The sequence below is a fragment of the Flavobacterium sp. FlaQc-49 genome (assembly GCF_044005985.1).
GTDB classification, from domain to species: domain Bacteria; phylum Bacteroidota; class Bacteroidia; order Flavobacteriales; family Flavobacteriaceae; genus Flavobacterium; species Flavobacterium cupriresistens.
Genome location: NZ_JBIPCS010000005.1, coordinates 62,573 through 81,606, shown reverse-complemented (window position 1 = coordinate 81,606; position 19,034 = coordinate 62,573). Strand labels below are relative to the sequence as shown.

At 34.8% G+C, this 19,034-nt stretch carries 14 protein-coding genes; 8 read left to right on the top strand and 6 right to left on the bottom strand.

Features of this window, described 5'->3' with window-relative positions; all coding sequences use genetic code 11:
• Positions 1 to 45 precede the first annotated feature (45 nt).
• From ACHRV3_RS12330 to ACHRV3_RS12320, 3 genes are all read right to left on the bottom strand, one after another.
• Positions 46 to 1,293, bottom strand: coding sequence for an RNA polymerase sigma factor (locus tag ACHRV3_RS12330; RefSeq protein ID WP_395434890.1), 1,248 nt, complete (start codon positions 1,291 to 1,293; stop codon positions 46 to 48).
• A gap of 64 nt (positions 1,294 to 1,357) precedes the next feature.
• Entirely contained in the window at positions 1,358 to 1,696 is a 339-nt protein-coding gene (locus ACHRV3_RS12325; protein ID WP_047776481.1) for a YciI family protein, read from the bottom strand.
• A 113-nt stretch (positions 1,697 to 1,809) separates the two neighbouring features.
• On the bottom strand, positions 1,810 to 2,262 hold the full coding sequence (locus tag ACHRV3_RS12320; protein ID WP_230001783.1) for a carboxymuconolactone decarboxylase family protein: 453 nt from the start codon (positions 2,260 to 2,262) through the stop codon (positions 1,810 to 1,812).
• 360 nt (positions 2,263 to 2,622) lie between these two features.
• Here ACHRV3_RS12320 and ACHRV3_RS12315 point away from each other — a divergent pair, with 360 nt between their 5' ends.
• The gene (locus ACHRV3_RS12315; RefSeq protein WP_230001784.1) at positions 2,623 to 3,057 is read left to right on the top strand and encodes a PepSY-like domain-containing protein; all 435 of its coding nucleotides are present in this window, start codon (positions 2,623 to 2,625) and stop codon (positions 3,055 to 3,057) included.
• Between the two features lie 451 nt (positions 3,058 to 3,508).
• Positions 3,509 to 4,969, top strand: coding sequence for a glycosyltransferase (locus ACHRV3_RS12310; protein ID WP_395434889.1), 1,461 nt, complete (start codon positions 3,509 to 3,511; stop codon positions 4,967 to 4,969).
• A 362-nt stretch (positions 4,970 to 5,331) separates the two neighbouring features.
• Here ACHRV3_RS12310 and ACHRV3_RS12305 read toward each other — a convergent pair whose 3' ends face one another.
• Positions 5,332 to 7,422 carry a M43 family zinc metalloprotease gene (locus ACHRV3_RS12305; RefSeq protein WP_395434888.1) on the bottom strand — a complete coding sequence of 697 codons (2,091 nt, stop codon included), beginning with the start codon at positions 7,420 to 7,422 and terminating at the stop codon, positions 5,332 to 5,334.
• Between the two features lie 618 nt (positions 7,423 to 8,040).
• Here ACHRV3_RS12305 and ACHRV3_RS12300 point away from each other — a divergent pair.
• From ACHRV3_RS12300 to ACHRV3_RS12275, 6 genes are all read left to right on the top strand, one after another.
• Entirely contained in the window at positions 8,041 to 10,425 is a 2,385-nt protein-coding gene (locus ACHRV3_RS12300; RefSeq protein ID WP_395434887.1) for a TonB-dependent receptor, read from the top strand.
• A gap of 25 nt (positions 10,426 to 10,450) precedes the next feature.
• Entirely contained in the window at positions 10,451 to 11,782 is a 1,332-nt protein-coding gene (locus ACHRV3_RS12295) for a hypothetical protein (protein WP_395434886.1), read from the top strand.
• A gap of 135 nt (positions 11,783 to 11,917) precedes the next feature.
• Positions 11,918 to 13,399 (top strand): ankyrin repeat domain-containing protein, encoded by a 1,482-nt coding sequence (locus tag ACHRV3_RS12290; protein WP_395434885.1) that lies wholly within the window; start codon positions 11,918 to 11,920, stop codon positions 13,397 to 13,399.
• 13 nt (positions 13,400 to 13,412) lie between these two features.
• Positions 13,413 to 13,892, top strand: a complete 480-nt coding sequence (locus ACHRV3_RS12285) for a DUF2271 domain-containing protein (RefSeq protein ID WP_047776494.1) — start codon at positions 13,413 to 13,415, stop codon at positions 13,890 to 13,892.
• A gap of 5 nt (positions 13,893 to 13,897) precedes the next feature.
• Positions 13,898 to 16,099: a PepSY domain-containing protein gene (locus tag ACHRV3_RS12280; protein WP_395434884.1), complete on the top strand. Its 2,202-nt coding sequence runs from the start codon at positions 13,898 to 13,900 to the stop codon at positions 16,097 to 16,099.
• A gap of 253 nt (positions 16,100 to 16,352) precedes the next feature.
• Positions 16,353 to 17,339 carry an FAD:protein FMN transferase gene (locus ACHRV3_RS12275; protein WP_395434883.1) on the top strand — a complete coding sequence of 329 codons (987 nt, stop codon included), beginning with the start codon at positions 16,353 to 16,355 and terminating at the stop codon, positions 17,337 to 17,339.
• 435 nt (positions 17,340 to 17,774) lie between these two features.
• Here the strand turns inward: ACHRV3_RS12275 and ACHRV3_RS12270 are convergent, their stop codons facing one another.
• Both ACHRV3_RS12270 and ACHRV3_RS12265 read right to left on the bottom strand, forming a co-directional pair.
• Entirely contained in the window at positions 17,775 to 18,248 is a 474-nt protein-coding gene (locus ACHRV3_RS12270; protein ID WP_395434881.1) for a hypothetical protein, read from the bottom strand.
• Positions 18,249 to 18,569: 321 nt separating this feature from the next.
• The gene (locus tag ACHRV3_RS12265; protein ID WP_395434880.1) at positions 18,570 to 19,028 is read right to left on the bottom strand and encodes a hypothetical protein; all 459 of its coding nucleotides are present in this window, start codon (positions 19,026 to 19,028) and stop codon (positions 18,570 to 18,572) included.
• Between the last annotated feature and the right edge of the window lie 6 nt (positions 19,029 to 19,034).

Genomic DNA, 19,034 nt, shown 5'->3' with positions numbered 1-19,034 from the left:
ATTCGTGCGATGCAATTTAATATTTTAGGAATAAGCATCGGGCCATTAGGGATTGTTTTTTAAGTTCAATTTCTCGATATTTTTACTAATAACGTTTTGATCCGCTGTCGTTCTGGCTAACTCCAAAGCTGTTTCAAATTGTTTTAAGGCTTTTTTTGTGTCAAAATCCGCATATAGATTTCCAAGCAAAGAATAATAAAAATGATTGTCGGTCAAATTGAGTTTCTCGGCTTCTGCAATGGCTTCTTTTTTGCTTTTTACTTTTGATAAAGCATAGGTTCTGTTAAGTGCGACAATAGGAGAATATTCTAAAATAATCAGATTGTTGTATAATTCCAGAATATGTTGCCATTTTTCGGTGGTATCTTCTTTAATTGTATGCCAATAGGCAATTCCGGCTTCAAGATGGTATTTTGAAAGGGTATTCCCGGTAGAAGATTGGCTCAGAAAATACATTCCGCGCTCTATTAATTCCTGATTCCAAAGCGATTGATCCTGATCGATGTATAAGATAATTTCTCCGCTTTCAGTTGTTCTGGCCTTAAATCGGGAAGAATGGAAACACATTAGAGCCATTAAAGCATTCGTTTCCGGTAAATTAGTGTTTTTGTTACTAATTAATAAATAGGTAAGACGCATGGCTTCGGCACACAGATCTTCGCGTAACATCGTATTTTGTGAAGTAGAGTAGTAGCCTTCGGAGTAAAGAAGGTAAATGGTTTTCAAAACGGTACTTATTCGTTCCTTTATTTCCGAAATACTTGGGTTTTGAATTTTAATATCTTCTTCTTTAAGCTTTTCTTTGGCGCGGTTGATTCTTTTGTAAATGACTTCTTTATTGGAAAGGAAAGCATCAGAGATTTCATTGATTCCAAAACCACACAGTAGATTTAGTGCCAGTGCAATCTGTGCTTCGTTGGAATTACAAGGATTGCAAACTGTAAAAATCATTGCCAATTGACTGTCGGCAATATTCTGATCCGATAAATCAATGTCGACTTCGGGATTGTTTAGCGGGGTGTTGTATTTTATTTCAGCGGCTACTTTAGTTTCAAAAAGGGTATTTCTCTTCAAGTAGTTCTTGGTTTTGTTTTTGGCAACGGTATAGAGCCAGGCAGCCGGGTTTTCAGGTGTTCCTTTTATAGCCCAGGTTTCTGAAGCAGACAAAAAGGTATCACTCACGATATCTTCGGCAATTTCGATATGATGAATACCAAACAGGTTACAAAGAACAGAAACAATTTTTTGATATTCGGTTCTGAATAAATGAGGTATAAGTTCTTTGTTCTCCATAGTGTAAAGTAAAAATGCCCAAGTAAAGATACAAAGGCATTTTTAATAGTTGTCATTTGAAAGTTTAAACGCCCATACGAATTTCAACGTTTCCACCGAAATTTAAAACCGGACATCCCTGTGCGATTTCGGCTGCTTCCTCATAATCTTTGGCTTTGATTATAATTAACCCTCCAATTGATTCTTTGATTTCTACAAAGGGACCATCGGTGATTCCTTTATTAGAAGAAACCAATTTACCTTGTCCGTCCCAACGTTGTAAGGGTCTTGCTAATTTGTCTTGTGCTGCAAGGCTGCCAAACCAGTTTTGCCATTGTTGTAAATGTTGTTGCAATTCTTCGGGTGAAGGCTGTGTCTCTTTGGTTATAAAATCTCTTCTGAAAATCAATAAAAATTCATTCATTTTTGTACGTTTTATAAGTTGTCAATTTGCGTTTGTAAAATAGTTTGGGCTACACACTGCTTTTATTCCAATGATGAAAATAGTGTTTTGCGGGATTAAAAAATCCAATTTAATTATCCAAATTGCCCTACTCTGTAAGTTCCCGGGGTATTAGCAAAAGCAATATTAATGCGGTTCCAGGTATTTATTGTCGTGATGGCAAGTGTAAGATCTATTAATTCTTCTTCCGTAAATTCCTCTTGTGCAATATTGTAAATTTCATCGGGAACATCACAGGCATTTACGGCTTCTGCGTAGGCAAGAGCAATTCTTTCACGTTTTGTAAAGTAAGGAGTTTCTTTCCAGGCGCTTAATCCAAATAAACGTTGTGTAGTTTCGCCATTGGCCAATGCTTCTTTGGAGTGCATGTCTAAACAATAAGCACAATTGTTAATTTGAGATATTCTAAAATCGATTAATTCCATAAGAGATCTATCGAGGCTTGATTTTTTCAAATAACCGGTAATTGCAAATAAAGTTCCGATTGCTTTTTGACCTTTTTCAAATACGTTAATTCTAGTTTCCATGTAGTGTGATTTTTAAATGTTTATACTCTAATAACAATTGAACTTTCAAAATTGGACAAAAAAAATAAAAAAAATGTAAAAAAAATGAACGTGAGCGTAAAAGTGAATGTTTACGGGACTTACGAACTGAAATAAAAAGAATTATTTGCTGTGTATTTTTATTTGAAAGTATTCAGGAAGGCGAAATCGTGTTGGAAATGGAGTTAGTAATGAGCTGTAAATACATTTAGAAAAGTAAAAAATACAAGATTAGCATTTTTAAAGAAGCATTTTATAAGTGATAAAGGTTTCTTAAATTGATTTGGAAACATTTTTGCTTGTAGTAAATTAGTAAGGCAATAACCTTAAAACAGTTGAATCATGAAAATAAAAATCATTTTTGCCACAGTATTGCTGGGTTTTGCAATATCGGCTAACGCGCAAAAGAGAATCAAAATTACCGAGCTTCCCGAAGCATCACAAGATTTTCTAAAAAAACATTTTAGTTATACCACTGTTGAAGTAGTCAAAAAAGACGCGGAACACGGTGAAAAAGGATATGAAGTCATACTGAAAGACGGAACCGAAGTAGAGTTCTGGAAAGACGGTTCCTATCGAGAGGTTGACGGAGGTAAGAAGCCAATTCCGACTGCATTTATTCCGGCAGCTGTTAAAGACTATGTCGCAAAAAACTATCCGAACGAAAAAATAACCCACATTGATTACGGTCACAAAGACCTCGATGTAGATTTAACGAACAAAATTGATCTTGAATTTACTAAAGAGGGCAAACTTCTAAAAGGAAAAAAAGAGTAAATTAAACCGTGGAGTGTGATTCAGGGAAATTGAATTTTTTTCAGATGGTTTGATGGGACTTGTTTGTTGTGAAAGGTGGAACATGAAACATGAAACATGAAGCATGAAAAGAGGAGTAGGTAAATACTATTCCTCTTTTTTTTGCGTTAGTACAGGAGCATTTTAAAATTCATTTTGAAGTACTTTTCAAAATTGATAGAATTGACGGTTGCAACACTTCAAAGCAATTGTATTTACTCGTAATCTTAGCTTCCGGATACACAAAACCTGTATAAACATTGTACAAGTGTATAAACTTTATACACACTAAATCGTATTGAATTATCGTAAATCCCTCAGAATCCATTTTATAGGATAATGGCACATGCATTGCTAAATGTGTTACTGTGAATTCCTGTTTTCGGGAAAATTTATTTAAAAGCCATAGGATAGAAATCAATAGAAGTACAATATGAAGAGTGAAACAATTATTTCAGAACAATTTTATACTACAAGCGACAATACAAACAATAACGAACATTCTGTAAGCAGTTCCATTTTTCGTTTTAAGAGTAAAACAGCAACCAAGAACAGTGAAGAAAAGGCAAGTCCATTAGGTTTAATAGTCCTTGCAAGTACTTTTATACTGATGTTAACGGGCGCTTTTATGGTGCACCAATTTCAAACCGATTTTGATCAGTTTCAAATTGACCGAATAAATTCCAGTTGGGGATTTCCTTTTTTAATTTTAGCGATTGCTTTATTTGTCTTTCAAAGCGGTGTTTTTGCTTATAATTTATTTCTTTACCTGCGCTACAAACCAATCGAGTCCGTTTCGGATGATTTATTGCCAACCTGTACCGTTATCGTTCCTGCGTATAATGAGGGAAAATTGGTTTGGGATACTTTATTAAGTTTGGCTGATAGCGATTTTCCGGAGCAAAAACTACAAATACTTGCTATTGATGATGGGAGTAAAGATGATACCTGGTACTGGATGCAACAAGCAAAAATAAAGTTAGGAGATCGTTTGACTATTTTTCAGCAACCTGAAAATGCCGGAAAACGACATGCACTTCACCGTGGATTTGAACTTGGTACGGGAGAAATTTTTGTAACCGTAGATAGCGATTCGATTGTAAAAAAGGATACTTTGAGAAATTTAGTGAGTCCTTTTATAGTTGACGAAAAATGTGGTGCAGTTGCCGGGAATGTTCTTGTTTTGAACAATAAAAAAGCATTGCTTCCTAAAATGTTAAACGTAAGTTTTGTAATGAGTTTTGAATTTATGCGTTCTGCTGAAAGTAGTCTGGGATCGGTGCTTTGTACTCCGGGTGCAGCAGCGGCATACCGCAGAGATGCTGTTTTGGAATGTCTTCCGGAATGGATCAATCAAACCTTTATGGGGCAACCTTCTGATATTGGAGAAGATCGTGCAATGACCAATATGATTCTAAAACAAGGACTTCATGTCTTGTTTCAGCGAAATGCTTTAGTGTTAACAAATGTACCGGAAGAATATACCGGTTTATATAAAATGTTTATCAGATGGAGCAGAAGTAATGTGCGTGAGAATCTTATGATGGCACAATATGTTTTTAAAGATTTTAGAAAAGGATCTAAGTTTGGTACAAGACTTTTATTTGTGAACCAATCTTTGCAAATCATTTTAGCATATCCGTTTCTGATTTTTATGCTGTTTTTTATACTGACACATCCATTGTTATTTTTAAGCTCGACTTTGTTGAGTATCTTGATAGTGTCTACTTTTCCGGTTTTATTTTACGCCAAAAGATACAATTTTGCTGATTCACTATGGGCATATTCCTATAGTATATTCTACACCTTTAGTTTGTTCTGGATAACGCCTTATGCAATTGTTACAGCAAATAAAAGAGGATGGTTAACCCGTGGACTGTCGGATAAAAATTAAAAGTGAAAATTGAAGAGTAAAAAGTGAAAATTGTAATTTTGAATTGATTGAGATTAATTTGTTTGAAAAGCTCCTGTTCGACTGAACAGGAGCTTTCTTGTTTTATAACTTATTTAAATGATAAACCTCTAAAAAGCTAAATTCTAATTAATTCAAGTTGCCGGCTAATTGTTTTTTTCAATCTGAATAGCCTCGAGCTTTAGCTCAATGTCATTAAGTTAAGAGCTTTTTCACGCATATTTTGCAGATTTTGCGGATTTTTTTTATTACATCCTGCTAAAATCTGCAGAATCTGCGTGAGACTTTTTTAGACAATCTTATAACTTGTTTCATTTTAGTTATAAGAGAACTGGTAACTTGAATTAATTAATGACCTTTTTAGAATAAACAGTACCATTTGTATCTTTTAGTTTAATAATATACATCTGGTGATTGTTTAATACGGGTAAATCATAGTGGGCTGAATTGATTTTATCGAAATGAAATAAAACTTTACCGGTAATATCGTAAACATAGATTTCCTGTAATAGTATCTTATTGGCTTCAACCCTGAAAGAACCGTTGTTTTTATAGATAACATAAGATGGTAGCTCGCTTTCGAAATTTTCAACACCCAATGTTCCACTTTTGATTATTATACCATAGTCTTCAACATCAAAAACATTTGATGAACTTGGATAACAGCCGGAGTCTGATATAGCTGCATCAGAGTAAGGATCTAAATCAGCAGAAGAAGATCTGTAAACGATACGCATCGTTAAAATTTTATTACTTACAACTTGATTAGGAATTACAATATTGTGCGATAAAACAGTACGTAGCGTTTGGGTTTGGTCTCTCATTTGTTTACCGGCAAAGATGACTTCACTTTTATTAAAAGCCCCGTCATTATTATAGTCAATCCAAGCTTTAACATAACTATTACGACTTGTTATAGTAGAGATAGAGGCTTGTAATTGGTAACTTTTAGAGGTTTGAACTTCGGTAATTTTTGAACATTTAAAATCAGAGTATTGTTCATTTAGACTTACAGGAGTTGTGTTTTGTATGGTGTTAAATTCTACTTTACTTAATGCGGCTCCAAAGTTCCCGCTTTGGTACGTTCCAAATTTACAAGACGGAGCAGTTCCGGTCTCGCCTATAGTAATAAGCTTTGATTTTGTTTTTGTAACAGTTCCTGCTGAAGTGGTAATGGCTAATGTTACATCATAAGTTCCGCCTTGTGTCAAAGCAAAACTTGGATTCTGCACCGTAGAGTTTAATGTTGTAGTGCCATTTGTAACAGTCCAAAGAAAACTAATACCCGGATATTGGCTGTTTGGTAAAAGGCTGTTAGGGATACACGTTGAGGCATCTCTTAGTGTAACGCTATTATTAGAAGGGCAGATTATAGTTTTATCTGCAACAAAATCAACTTCTGCTTGTTGTACCGGTACTAAAGATAAATTTCCGTTTTGAGCCAATAAACCTTTTCGGGTTGTTTCTAATGTAGCGATCATTCTGTCGATTTGGTCTTGTGTAAACATGAATTTACAAGAGTTCGGAGAATACGACATTATATTATTCATAAAGTATTTATTACTTTTTAGCGATAATCCAGTTCTCGAATCAACATAATTTAGAGCACATGCATTAATGTCTTCGTCTTTGTTTTTATCACAATCCTGATTTGTTTCGAGATGTGGCGGGGTGTCTTCACAAAGATCCCCTGAAGCAGGGGCTAATGACGGACATGTAGTATCGGAACTTCCCTCAAAAGTATGACGTAGGCCTAATCCATGTCCTATTTCGTGTGCAATTGTTTTGTTATTGAGATCATAGGCAAGCGTTGCGTTAATAAAAGCCCCGTCTGTGCTTGTTCCGGGATAATAAGCATAACCGTTAACTCCTGGAACTTTTGCTAAATAAACATTGTAATATTTTTTTGGATCCCACTGCATGGCCGCTCTAATTTGGGAATCAGGTACTCCGGTCTTATCATTTATTCCGCCGCTAACGTAAGTAGCGTTGTTTGAATAATCATATCTTTCAATACCGTTAGTACAATTTCCTTTTGGATCACGTACTGCCAAAACAAATTCGATTTTAGAATCTAAACCATAACGCTTATCAAAATTCACATCACCATTTAAATAGCGATAGTATAGATTTAATCTTTTTACATAGTTTAGGACCACCTCTTCAGATAAATTTAATCCTGTTCCTAAAGCTTCACCTGTATGTATAATATGTATCACAATTGGAATTTGATAAAGAACAGTCGCGTTGTTTTTTGAGGTTTTTGAAAACTCGTCGCGTTCTTTTATCTTTTGCTGTAATTGCATTTCCTGCATTTTAAGAACAGCAGGGTCAATTTTATTTAATTCAATCTTAAAGCCGCATTTGTTATCAATATCCTGCGCCAGAATTTTTAAAGAAAACAGTAAAAAGAGAATAAAGTAGTTTTTTTTCATAATAAAAGTGGGGTTAGTCGAATAGAGAATTATTTGGAAAAATAAGTCAAGTATTCATTAAAGTCAGCAAAAATGTAAAATATTTTGATATAAAGCATCATAAATAAGTAATAATTCTTATAATACTAAGATAGTTGTCAAAAAAAAGCATAACAGAAGTTATGCTTAAAACTAATAAAAAACTAAAAATTCATGAAACCTCTTTCTTTGTATTGGCACAAATATAAGATGAGCAGTTTGAAAGAGTTTGTACTGATTCATATATGATTTATATGAGTTTATATTTGTAAATAATATTTATATTAACGTTACTAAAAGTATGAATATTCTTGTTTTTATTTAAGAGGTAATTCTAAGATTATTGGATATATGAACATAAGTTGTCTTTAAGATTTCGTAATTCTCGATGCGCATAATTATTAAGCATGAGATAAATAGTGCTACGCGCTCCCTTTCTGAGTATTTGTTTTGAAGGGTAAATTGAATGAATGTAACGACTCTTTTACCTTTAAGATTAGAATCTCTAATGTAATTCTAATGATTTTCTAATCTGCTTATTTAGATTAAGTAAAAATAGATTGCTAGTTTTGCCTTCCTATTTTAAGAAATTCAAAAAAAATGCGTTTACTATTGCTCATGTTCTTGCTGGTTAATTTTTCGGCCTGGTCTCAAAACGGAAATGTTGGTGGAAAAGTTACTTTTAATGACAAGGAACATGCTTTTGGTGCAACAGTAATGGTCATGGGGACTCAAAAATACGTGGTGGTAGATAATGAGGGCCGATTTGAAATTAAGGGACTTCCTTATGGAGCCTATACTTTAGAGGTTTCTTCTGCGGAAGCTCAAACAAAAACAATGAATATCGTTTTAGACCGTCCATCTTTGACGGTTGCCATAACAATAGAAAAGAAAGGACCACAAGGTTTAAAAGAGGTTGTTGTTCAAAAAACATCGGTTAAAAAAGAGATTATCAACAAAGGGTTTTCTGTAAACGTAATTGAGACGGAAGAAGCAGCCAAAAGAAATCTTCAAACAAACGATTTATTAGACCGATCCGTAGGGGTTAGAATTCGACAAAACGGGGGACTGGGCTCCAGAGTGGATTACAACCTAAATGGAATGTCAGGAAATGCAGTACGCGTATTTATTGACGGAATTTCGATTTCTACTTACGGCCCATCCTTCAGTTTAAATAGTATTCCACCGGCGCTAATAGAGCGTATCGAAGTGTACAAAGGTGTTATTCCCGCACACCTGGCTGATGATGCATTAGGTGGAGCCATCAACGTTATTCTTAAAAACGGAGCTAAAAATACTTTAAACGCCTCTGTTTCCTATGGTTCATTCAATACTTTTCAAGCCAATCTAAATGCAAGTTATCGTGCTAAGTCCGGTTTTACGGTAAAAGCATCGGGATTTTCAAATTACTCCGACAACGATTATGAAGTATGGGGAAGATTTGTGTACAACATAAAGCCCAATGGAGAACAGATTCCGACCAGAGTCAAACGTTTTGAAAGTATGTACCGCTCTTATGGCGGACGAGTTGAGGCCGGTTTTACAAAAGTTAATTGGGCCGATGCTTTTCTGATCGGTTACAATGGTTCAGCAGATTACAATCAAATCCAACACGGACAATATATGACAAAACCGTATAAAGGTCGTTTTACAGAATCTGAGGCTCATGTGTTAAGTCTAAATTATGCCAAAAAAGACTTTTTGATAAAAGGGCTTGAATTTACAATGAATGCGGTTTACAGCCAAAGAAATGATATCGTAAATGATACCGTGAAATGGGTTTATAATTGGGACGGAAAGAAGTCGGTTAATCTAGATGGAAACCCATTTTTATCAAATACTGGAGCGCAACAAGGCCCGGCAACACTGCTTACGATAAAAAATAATATTCTCAATACAAGAGCCGGATTAAATTACAGTCTGAACGAAAATCATAAAATAATACTTGGTAGCATGTTTTATAATTTGGATCGAAGTGATTTAGATATAATGAAGCCTGAATTGCAAAGAACCTTTGAGCCTAGAAACGATTATCAAAAAAGCATCACTTCGTTGGGTTATGAAATGAGTGCTTTTGACAATCGTTTGAAAACAAATATTTTCGGTAAATTCTATGAGCAAAAATTTGCACACAGAAACTGGAGTGTGGTACAAAATGTTATAACGGAAAAGGTAATCAAAAACACCACCTCGGTTTATGGTTATGGATTCGCAGGATCTTATTACGTGACACCAAAAGTGATGGTTTCGGCCTCTGCAGAGAAAGCATACCGATTACCGGCTGATGATGAGATATTTGGAAGACCTGGATCTAATATTTTAGCGAACCTTGATTTAAGACCGGAGCTGAGTAATAACCTGAATGTAGGGTTGAGATTCGGACCTTATAAATACAATGAACATAAAATTTCTTGGGGTGGATCTTATTTCTGGAGAAATTCTGAAGATAAAATTGTTCAAAGAATTAGCGAAAAATTAAATGAAGCAATCGAGGCATCGCCTTTTGTAAATATAGGAAGAGCACAGTCAGTAGGTTTTGAAGCCTCAGCAGAGTATGTTTACGATAACAGATTGTTTGTATCGCTGAACATGTCAAAATTTAACTCCCTATTTAAAATGAAGTACGATAGTAATGGTACTGTCCTGGAGCGATACAATCAACAGTTGCCAAACGAGCCCTTTTTTACAGTGAATGGAAGTGTTCAATACAATTTTAAAGATTTTATACAACATAAATCAGAACTAAATCTGTATTACAATTGTGGTTATGTAGCTCCATTTTACACTGGATGGCTTGAAATAGATTATGCGCCGGCACAGTTTCCACAAGATTTAGGAGCTAGTTACACCTTACCTAATAAGAACTTTGTAATAAGTTTTGATGCCAGAAACATTTTTGACGAACAGATATACGACAATTTCGGTGCCCAAAAACCAGGAAGAGCCTTTTATGTGAAGTTGAACTATACAATCAGTAAATTTTAATAATTAAATTTTTAATACAATAGATATGAAAAAGAGTACCTTTAAATTACTTGCATGTGGTTTGGTTCTAACCACATTTGGACTAGTAACTAGCTGCAGTAGTGACGATAAAAAAGAAGAGGTTGTTGTTGCTCCACCAGCAGCAGATAGTCGTTGGATTACCCTTGCTGGAGCTTTAATGCAAACATTACCAGGTGATGGTGATGGTGGGACCAGAGTATTTTCGATAAGTAAAGAAAATGCAAAAGATCCAGGTTTCTCTGTTAATGTTTTTGACGATGGTGCTCCTGTACAATCAAATAGAACAGCACGTTTACAATCGTCTGTAGATGGTAATACACTTTTTAATATTACCTATACAGGAGCAAATGGAGGTGAATTTATGACTTATGCCGTAGGTGGGGGAAAAAACTTTTTGCAATCAGGAAACACGGTAAACATTTCGCAATATGCGGGAACAGCACCAAGATGGAACAAACTTTTTGACGGAGATAAAACAGGTGTAGCGGTAAATATAACAGCTCCGGTTGTGGTTACTAATGAAGACAAGACTTATAAGCACACCAGAGGTAGTGCTACCGTATTGTCTTTAGATTTAAAGGGGATTGCAATCTCTGCAGCTAAACAATACCAAATTCCATTGTCTGATGCAGAGGAAGTTTTAGGACATCATATTTTTCGTTTAGATGCTCCAACACTTAACAAAGCAGGAGATAAATTGATCATCGGTACCTGGATGCGTAAGACAAATCCGGCTACAGCGCAAAACGAAACTACATTTGAACGTTTAGGCTCTAAATCTGTAGTAGTAGATTATCCTTCATTAACAAACCCTCAGATTATTACTTCTACAGTAGCTTTTGGAGACACAAGTGGTTTTAGAAGTTTTAACAGCTTTCTTGCTACTGACGGAAACATTTATCAGGCAACTCAGAGAGATTTAATTAAAGGTTCTTATATCTTAAAAATCAATCAAAACAATCAATACGATAACACTTATGACTTTAGTTTAGATACTGCTTTAGGAGTAAAAGGATCTTATGTGGAAGCTTGGAGATATGTTGGTAATGCTATTGCGTATGCAGTATACAGAGTTGGAGCTAGCAAGCAAAGTTTTGTGGCCAGAATTGATCTTACTGCAAAAACAGCTAAGTTAGTAGAAGGTATTGCATATGATGCTGATTTAAGTTTTGAGCAGTATCAAGGTTTCGTAGTAGATAAGAATGAACTTTTTATTGCAGTTACTCCTGTTGGTAAAGATGGTAATATCTATATTATTGACGGTAAAACCGGAGCCGTTACAAAAGGTGCTAAATTAATCAATAAAGCTGGAAATCGCTATATTGGAGTGTTCTAGGATTTTTGTTGAAAAATTAGAACAGATTCATTAATTCTTATTTTGAAATATTCTAAATAAGAACTAACTTTCCGCCTCGAAATCACGGGGCGGATTGTTTCGTTTCATACACTACCATTTGTTATTATTTAAATTATGAAAAAAATACTTTTTACTGCCATAATCGCAGCGACATTGCAGGTTAACGCTCAGGAAAATAAACTTTTAGATGCAAATTTCTGGAAAGCTGCTCCAAATTTAGCGACTTTGAAAGCTGAAATAGAAAAAGGAAATAATCCTGCAGAATTAAATGCAAATGCTTTCGATCCGGTTGTTTTGGCCATTAATAATAGTGCACCTCTTGAGGATATAAAATATTTGTTAGAGCTCCCAGGTAATGCAACTAATAAAATGACACACGATAATCGTATTTATTTGCATTGGGCGGCTTACAAAGGAAACACAGAACTGGTACAACATCTTATTGCCAAAGGTTCTGACATTAATCTGGAAGACAGCCATGGCACGACACCAATTGCATTTGCTGCTTCGGCAGGGGTAAATAATCCAACGACATATGATGCTTTTTTTAAGGCAGGAATTGATCCTAAGAAAAAATACAGTGAAGGAGCAACCCTTTTATTACTTGCGATTCCCGGCGATAAAGATTTAACCATTACAGATTATTTAGTATCAAAAGGGCTGTCTCTTAAAGAGGTTGATGGTCATGGAAATACTGCTTTTGACTATGCAGCAAGATCAGGGAATATTGATTTATTGAAAAAATTAGCTGCCAAAGGAGTAAAATATACAGATAATGCTTTAGTAACAGCAGCTCAAGGAATGAGAAGAAGTGCAAATTCTATCGAGGTGTTTAAATACTTGGTAGATGATTTAAAGTTAAAACCAACTGCAACTGCTTCAAATGGGCAAACAGTACTTCATATCATTGCTTATAAAGAAAAGCAAGCTGAGATTGTAAAATATTTTATAGACAAAGGAGTAGACGTCAACAAAGCCGATAAAGAAGGAAATACAGCTTTAATTATTGCAGCAGCAGGAAAAGATGTTGAGCTAATACAAACATTGTTGCCAAAAGTAAAAAACATCAATGCAGTAAATACTAAAGGAGAGTCTGCATTAACTGCTGCCGTAAAAGGAAGTTCTACAGAAGTGATCTCGTTGCTTTTAAGCAAAGGAGCTGACATCAATGTTAAGGACACTGCAGGAAACAATTTGGCATTCTATCTGATTGAATCTTACAAAGGTTCAAGAGGCGGAGCACAAAAAGACGATTTTGACGATAAATTGAATTTATTAAAGAGTAAAGGAATTAACTTTGCAGCGCAACAAAAAGACGGAAGCACCCTGTATTATACTGCTGCAGCCAAAAACAATATCGCTTTGTTGAAAAAACTGGACGGATTAAACATTGATGTCAATGCTAAAAACAAAGAAGGTTTAACAGCATTACACAAAGCAGCAATGATTGCAAAAGACGATAGTGTTTTGAAGTATTTGTTGTCGATCGGGGCTAAAAAAGAGATTAAGACTGAATTTGACGAAACAGCTTATAATCTGGCACAAGAGAATGAATTGTTAACAAAGAATAATATAGCAATTGACTTTTTAAAATAGTAAATAAATATAAATGAAATCAGTATCTAAAATCTGCCTGATGGCAGTACTTGTATCCCTATTTTCTTTTCAGGCTTCGGCACAAACCACCAAATACAAATGTCTTTTGCAAATGTCAAACTATGTAGGTGAAGGAGCTTATGTAGCTGTATCGCTTATTAATGCTAAAGGAGAATATGAAAAAACCCTGTATGTAATGGGTGATGATAAAAAATGGTATACAAGTTTAAAAGAATGGCATAAATTCAGTTCTAAAAAGGCAGATGTAAGCGCAAAAACAGGTGCTTCTGTTACCGGAGGAGACCGCAGTGTGACGATGTTTGAAATCGAAACCGCTAAAATAGACAAAGGGTATAAAATACGTTTTGAATCAGCAGTTGAAGATCAAAAATATCACGTGACTGACGCAGAAATACCTTTAACAACAGCTGGTATTACTGAAAAAGTGGAAGGTAAAGGCTACATTAGATATGTAAAACTTAGCAATATATAAGGCATATGACATTATCCGTTTGGAGATATGCTCATTTAACTTTGGCGGTATTTTCTTCACTCTTTCTTGTTTTGGCATCGCTTACCGGAGTGGTACTTGCTGTCGACGCAATGGGGGAGAAAATACCACCTTATCGTGTAGCTAATTTTGAGAATTTGTCTGTAGCGGAGGTTCTTCCTGAGTTGACTAAAAATTATCTGGAAGTTAGTGAAATCAGCGTAGATCACAATCAATTTACAACATTAAAAGGTCTTGATGAAGACGGCAACGATGTTGATGCATACATTAATCCTGTTACCGGCAAAGTGGTAGGGAAAAACCAAAAGAAAAGCGATTTTATACAATGGGTTACTTCACTTCACCGTTCTCTTTTTTTACATGAAGCCGGAAGACTTTTTGTGGGCGTTAATTCTTTTTTACTTTTTCTGATTGCTATTTCGGGTTCCGTATTAGTGGTACAGAGACAAAAAGGAGTACGACGTTTTTTCTCTAAAATTATTAAAGACAGTTTTGTACAATATTACCATGTTATCTTAGGAAGACTGATGTTAATTCCTATTTTGATCATGGCACTTTCGGGTACGTATCTTTCGATGCAAAGATTTAAACTTTTCCCTGAAAACAAAAACGATCAGAAAGAAGTACAAGTTGAAAATAAGGCTCTTAAACTGCAGAGCATTGCCGATTTTGAAATTTTCAAAAAGACTAAACTTTCTGAAGTTCAAAAAATAGAATTTCCTTTTGATACAGAAGATCCCGAAGAAGTTTATGTACTGAAATTAACAGACCGTGAAATACAGGTAAACCAGTCTACAGGGCAAATTAGTAGTGAAGTACACTATCCAACTACAGTTTTGCTCGAAAACTTGAGCCTTGATCTGCATACCGGAAGAGCAAGTGCCATTTGGGCAATCATTTTGGCAATAGCAGCACTAAACATCTTATTTTTTATTTATTCCGGATTTGCAATGACTTTACGTCGCAGGGAAACCCGAATTAAAAACAAACACAAAGCAAAAGACAGTCAATTTATTTTACTGGCAGGCTCAGAAAACGGAAGTACATTACGTTTTGCCAACGCGGTTCATATGCAATTAATGACCAATGGTTTCTCTTCTTATTTGGGAGGTTTAAATGAATATGCTCTCTTTTCAAAAGCAGAACATATTATTATTTTTACTTCTACACACGGATTAGGCGATGCACCATCAAATGGGACCAAATTTTTGTCCTTGATTGAACAATACCCGCAAGAACAAAAAGTTAATGTTTCTGTAATCGGATTTGGTTCAAAATCATATCCTGATTTCTGCGGTTTTGCTAGAAAAACAGATGAAATTTTGAGCGCTCAAACCTGGAGCAATCGCTTTTTGGATTTGCATACGATAGATGATAAATCCCCCGTACAATTTGCGGACTGGGTTAAAAAATGGAATGCAAAATCTGAAATTGCTTTAGCTACAACGCCGGCAACGTATGCTCAAAAGCCAAAAGGAGTAGAAAAAATGATTGTGTTGGAAAAAACGACAATTTCAGAAACCGATCATACCTTTATGTTGACCTTGCGTGCCGGAATGAGAACAAAGTTCACTTCAGGAGATTTGCTCGCTGTTTACCCTGCAGGAGATGGCAGAGATCGTTTGTATTCGATTGGAAAAAGTAATGGCAATATAAGTCTCGTGGTAAAATTACATCCACATGGACTAGGATCAGGATATTTGTACAATCTTCAGCCGGGTTCCGTTATGAAAGCTCGCGTGATGAAAAACGAAGCCTTCCATTTTCCAAAGAAAGCTACTGCTGTGGCTATGATTTCAAACGGAACCGGAATTGCCCCATTTCTGGGAATGATAGAACAAAATAAGAGCAAGGTAGCCTGTCATTTGTATACAGGTTTTAGGAATGAAACTGAAACCGTTACCAAACACAAACAATTTGCAGAAAACCAGATTGAGAAGCAACATTTAAAAGATTTTCATATTGCATTTTCACGCGAACAAAATCAATGTTATGTGATGGATTTAATACAAAAAGAGGCTGAGTTCTTTGCTACTTTATTGCAACAAGGTGGAGTTGTTATGATCTGCGGTTCACTGGTAATGCAACAAGATGTTGAAAAAGTACTGGACGGCATTTGCATAGAGAAAAACGGAAATAATCTCGCCTATTATAAAGCAAATAAGCAGGTGCTGGCAGATTGTTATTAACCGGAACTCGTTTAATATTTAAATTATTGTTTGTTAGTATTTAATATCCGTTGGGTGCAATTAATTGTAACACATAGAGACATAATTAACAAAGCTTAGAAAGACGCTTTACTTTAAATAAATCGCATGACACTATGTGAAAAAGTGTGATTTTCTTAAAATTTCTCGAATTATAATTTCCAAATCTATGTTTCTATGTGTTAAAAAAAATCAGTAACTTAATAATTCAACTCAGGTTATAAGGTTATAAAATATGATAATGAAATTTAAAAATACAATTCTAATTTTCTTGTTTCTGTACAGTTTCTGCTGTACAGGACAAGAGGTAATGCGAAAAAGAACCACCTTATTAATGGGAAGTCGTTTTGATATTACCATCGTAGCGCAGGATTCTTTGACCGTCGAAACCCGAATAAACGAAACCATCGCAGAAATTACACGCATAGAAAATCTTATCTCAGATTGGAAATCAGATTCTCAAGTTTCCGAAGTCAATCAAAATGCCGGTATTCGTGCTGTAAAAGTAGACAAGGAAGTGTTTGATCTTACCAAACGTGCCATCGCAATTTCAAAAATGACAAACGGTGCTTTTGACATTAGTTTTGCCGCAATGGAAAAGGTGTGGAAATTTGACGGTTCAATGACCGAAATCCCAACTCCTGAACAAATTAAAAAGTCGGTAGAGAAGGTGGGGTATAAAAACATAGTTTTGGACAGTATTCAATCGACTATTTTCCTCCAATTGCCCGGAATGAAAATCGGTTTTGGATCAATTGGAAAAGGATACGCAGCCGACAAAGCCCGAGAAGTTATGGAAGCCAAAGGCATAAAAGCCGGAATTGTAAACGCATCCGGTGATTTGACAACATGGGGAAAACAACCCAACAGAAAAGCATGGACGATTGGGATTACAAACCCTTTTGATACCGAGAAGTTTGTTAAAATAGTTCCGTTAAAAAGAGAAGCCGTTACCACATCCGGCGACTATGAAAAGTTTGTAGAATTAAACGGTAAACGTTATTCACACATTATAAATCCGATTACAGGTTATCCCGCGACCGGATTGGTAAGTGTTACTGTTTTCGGTCCCAGTGCAGAAATGGCAAATGGATTTAGTACTTCCTTAATTGTTCTAGGAAAAGAAGCAGGTCTTCAATTAATCAATCAGTACCCGGAGTATAGTTGTATGATGATTACAGACAAAGGGAAGATTTTTAAATCAAAGAAGTTTAGGCGTTAAAAGGCTTTTGAGCTGAGAGAACAATGCTGGTTTATCAATATAATAAGCTAGTTTTGTCATTGTGGTACAAGAAATCAGGCATAATACTCACGTCCAGTTTGTCCATTCTGAGGAACGAAGAATCTTCGTTCGCTGAATTGATACTGTTGAACTTCACTTTACGGATTATCTGATGAAGATTCTTCGTTCCTCAGAATGACAAAATTGCGGAAAATAGAAACGGAGTTTCTTGTGTGATTTCTCGTACCTCGAAATGAACAATAAAAGAGACAACAAAATAGGTAGGCTTTCATAATAAATTTAGAGACAGTCGATTTTGTTTTTATATGTTTTGTTTGCTCATTGTTGAAGGTTCGAAGTCGGAGATATTCGTCAGCACTTCTATGTTTTAAGGAAGACTTTGGAAATTAGAAGACTTTGACTTGCATAATAGTTTTATTCTTTTGTAATATCTATAATTGAATTAATTTTATATATTTTTCCGTTTTTTATTAAGTTAATTTGAAGTTGTATATCCTTTTTAACAATTTTTTGGGGTGATACAGGGTTCGAATCAACTATAAATGAAACATTATAACTATTTTGAGTCTTTAAATTTTTAATTATTCTCATTGTATTTAATGACTTCGTATCGACCTCCCAATCATTTGTAAATAAGTCATGACCATCTTCATACCATTGTTTGTATTCTAGAATCACTTTTTTAGTGCAATATTTTTTTTGAAGTAAGCTTAATTCTACTAATTGCTCTTTTTTAAAAGGAAAATAACTTTTACTTATTATTTTGGTATAGCTTGAATAGAACTCTTTTAATGTGTTTGAAATTTGTTGGTCTTTAGTAATCTCTTGGGCATCACATCTATTTGAAACATGGAAACTAATTAAGATTAATAATAAATATTTTTTCACGAGATTTTTTTAAAATTTGTATAATAATTTAATGATTGGTTATCTCTTTTGTATTCGATAAATTTTGAAAAAAGGTTTATTCTTTTTATAATCCCAGCTCTCCTAAAAGTCCAGTACACGCTGGACAAATATGTCTCTGACTTTGCGTTTTTTACAAATATATCTTATAATCATTAATCTTTCCAAAATCTTTGATTTTAGATGGCTTTTCATGAGGAACTCTTAGAGGAGCGAAGAGGGGGCGAAGTCGGAGACGTTCGCACGGCATTACGTTTTTTAACGAACACTTGACAGAACTTGGGTGCAGATCATTAAATTTCTTTAATTCTCCAAAACTATTGTCTCCGTTTTTTCTTCATACGAATTCAACATTGTGTGAAAGGTTTCCTCATTTACTAGCATAATTTCGTCCCAACCAAAACAAAATCCAAACAGAAATTCATGATTTGCATTTAGAAATTTTGAACCAAAATGGTATGTTGATTGCGAATAATTATAAATAGCTGTTATCTTTTGATTGTCATTTATTTTGCTTATTTCTACTAAAGAAATTTGCGAGTTTTGAAGGTCATAATCACCTAATAGAATAACTTTTTCTAAGGAGGATAATGGATAAACTTTTATGTCGTAATCCATTACGATCTGAACAAGTGAATCATCGTCCAATGTTAATACTAATGTATCAGAAAGAACATAGACAGTATCGTTTTCATTGATAGAGATAGCGTGGATGCTATTTATTTTTTTATTTAGAAGAAAATCTAAGTTGTAGTTTTTCATGAAATT

What these genes read in the sequence shown, in the direction of transcription:
- ACHRV3_RS12325 (WP_047776481.1), bottom strand. Translation starts at nt 1,696, where the DNA reads ATGAATGAATTTTTATTGATTTTCAGAAGAGATTTTATAACCAAAGAG.
- ACHRV3_RS12285 (WP_047776494.1), top strand. Translation starts at nt 13,413, where the DNA reads ATGAAATCAGTATCTAAAATCTGCCTGATGGCAGTACTTGTATCCCTA.
- ACHRV3_RS12290 (WP_395434885.1), top strand. Translation starts at nt 11,918, where the DNA reads ATGAAAAAAATACTTTTTACTGCCATAATCGCAGCGACATTGCAGGTT.
- ACHRV3_RS12280 (WP_395434884.1), top strand. Translation starts at nt 13,898, where the DNA reads ATGACATTATCCGTTTGGAGATATGCTCATTTAACTTTGGCGGTATTT.
- ACHRV3_RS12295 (WP_395434886.1), top strand. Translation starts at nt 10,451, where the DNA reads ATGAAAAAGAGTACCTTTAAATTACTTGCATGTGGTTTGGTTCTAACC.
- ACHRV3_RS12300 (WP_395434887.1), top strand. Translation starts at nt 8,041, where the DNA reads ATGCGTTTACTATTGCTCATGTTCTTGCTGGTTAATTTTTCGGCCTGG.
- ACHRV3_RS12310 (WP_395434889.1), top strand. Translation starts at nt 3,509, where the DNA reads ATGAAGAGTGAAACAATTATTTCAGAACAATTTTATACTACAAGCGAC.
- ACHRV3_RS12305 (WP_395434888.1), bottom strand. Translation starts at nt 7,422, where the DNA reads ATGAAAAAAAACTACTTTATTCTCTTTTTACTGTTTTCTTTAAAAATT.
- ACHRV3_RS12315 (WP_230001784.1), top strand. Translation starts at nt 2,623, where the DNA reads ATGAAAATAAAAATCATTTTTGCCACAGTATTGCTGGGTTTTGCAATA.
- ACHRV3_RS12265 (WP_395434880.1), bottom strand. Translation starts at nt 19,028, where the DNA reads ATGAAAAACTACAACTTAGATTTTCTTCTAAATAAAAAAATAAATAGC.
- ACHRV3_RS12320 (WP_230001783.1), bottom strand. Translation starts at nt 2,262, where the DNA reads ATGGAAACTAGAATTAACGTATTTGAAAAAGGTCAAAAAGCAATCGGA.
- ACHRV3_RS12330 (WP_395434890.1), bottom strand. Translation starts at nt 1,293, where the DNA reads ATGGAGAACAAAGAACTTATACCTCATTTATTCAGAACCGAATATCAA.
- ACHRV3_RS12275 (WP_395434883.1), top strand. Translation starts at nt 16,353, where the DNA reads ATGATAATGAAATTTAAAAATACAATTCTAATTTTCTTGTTTCTGTAC.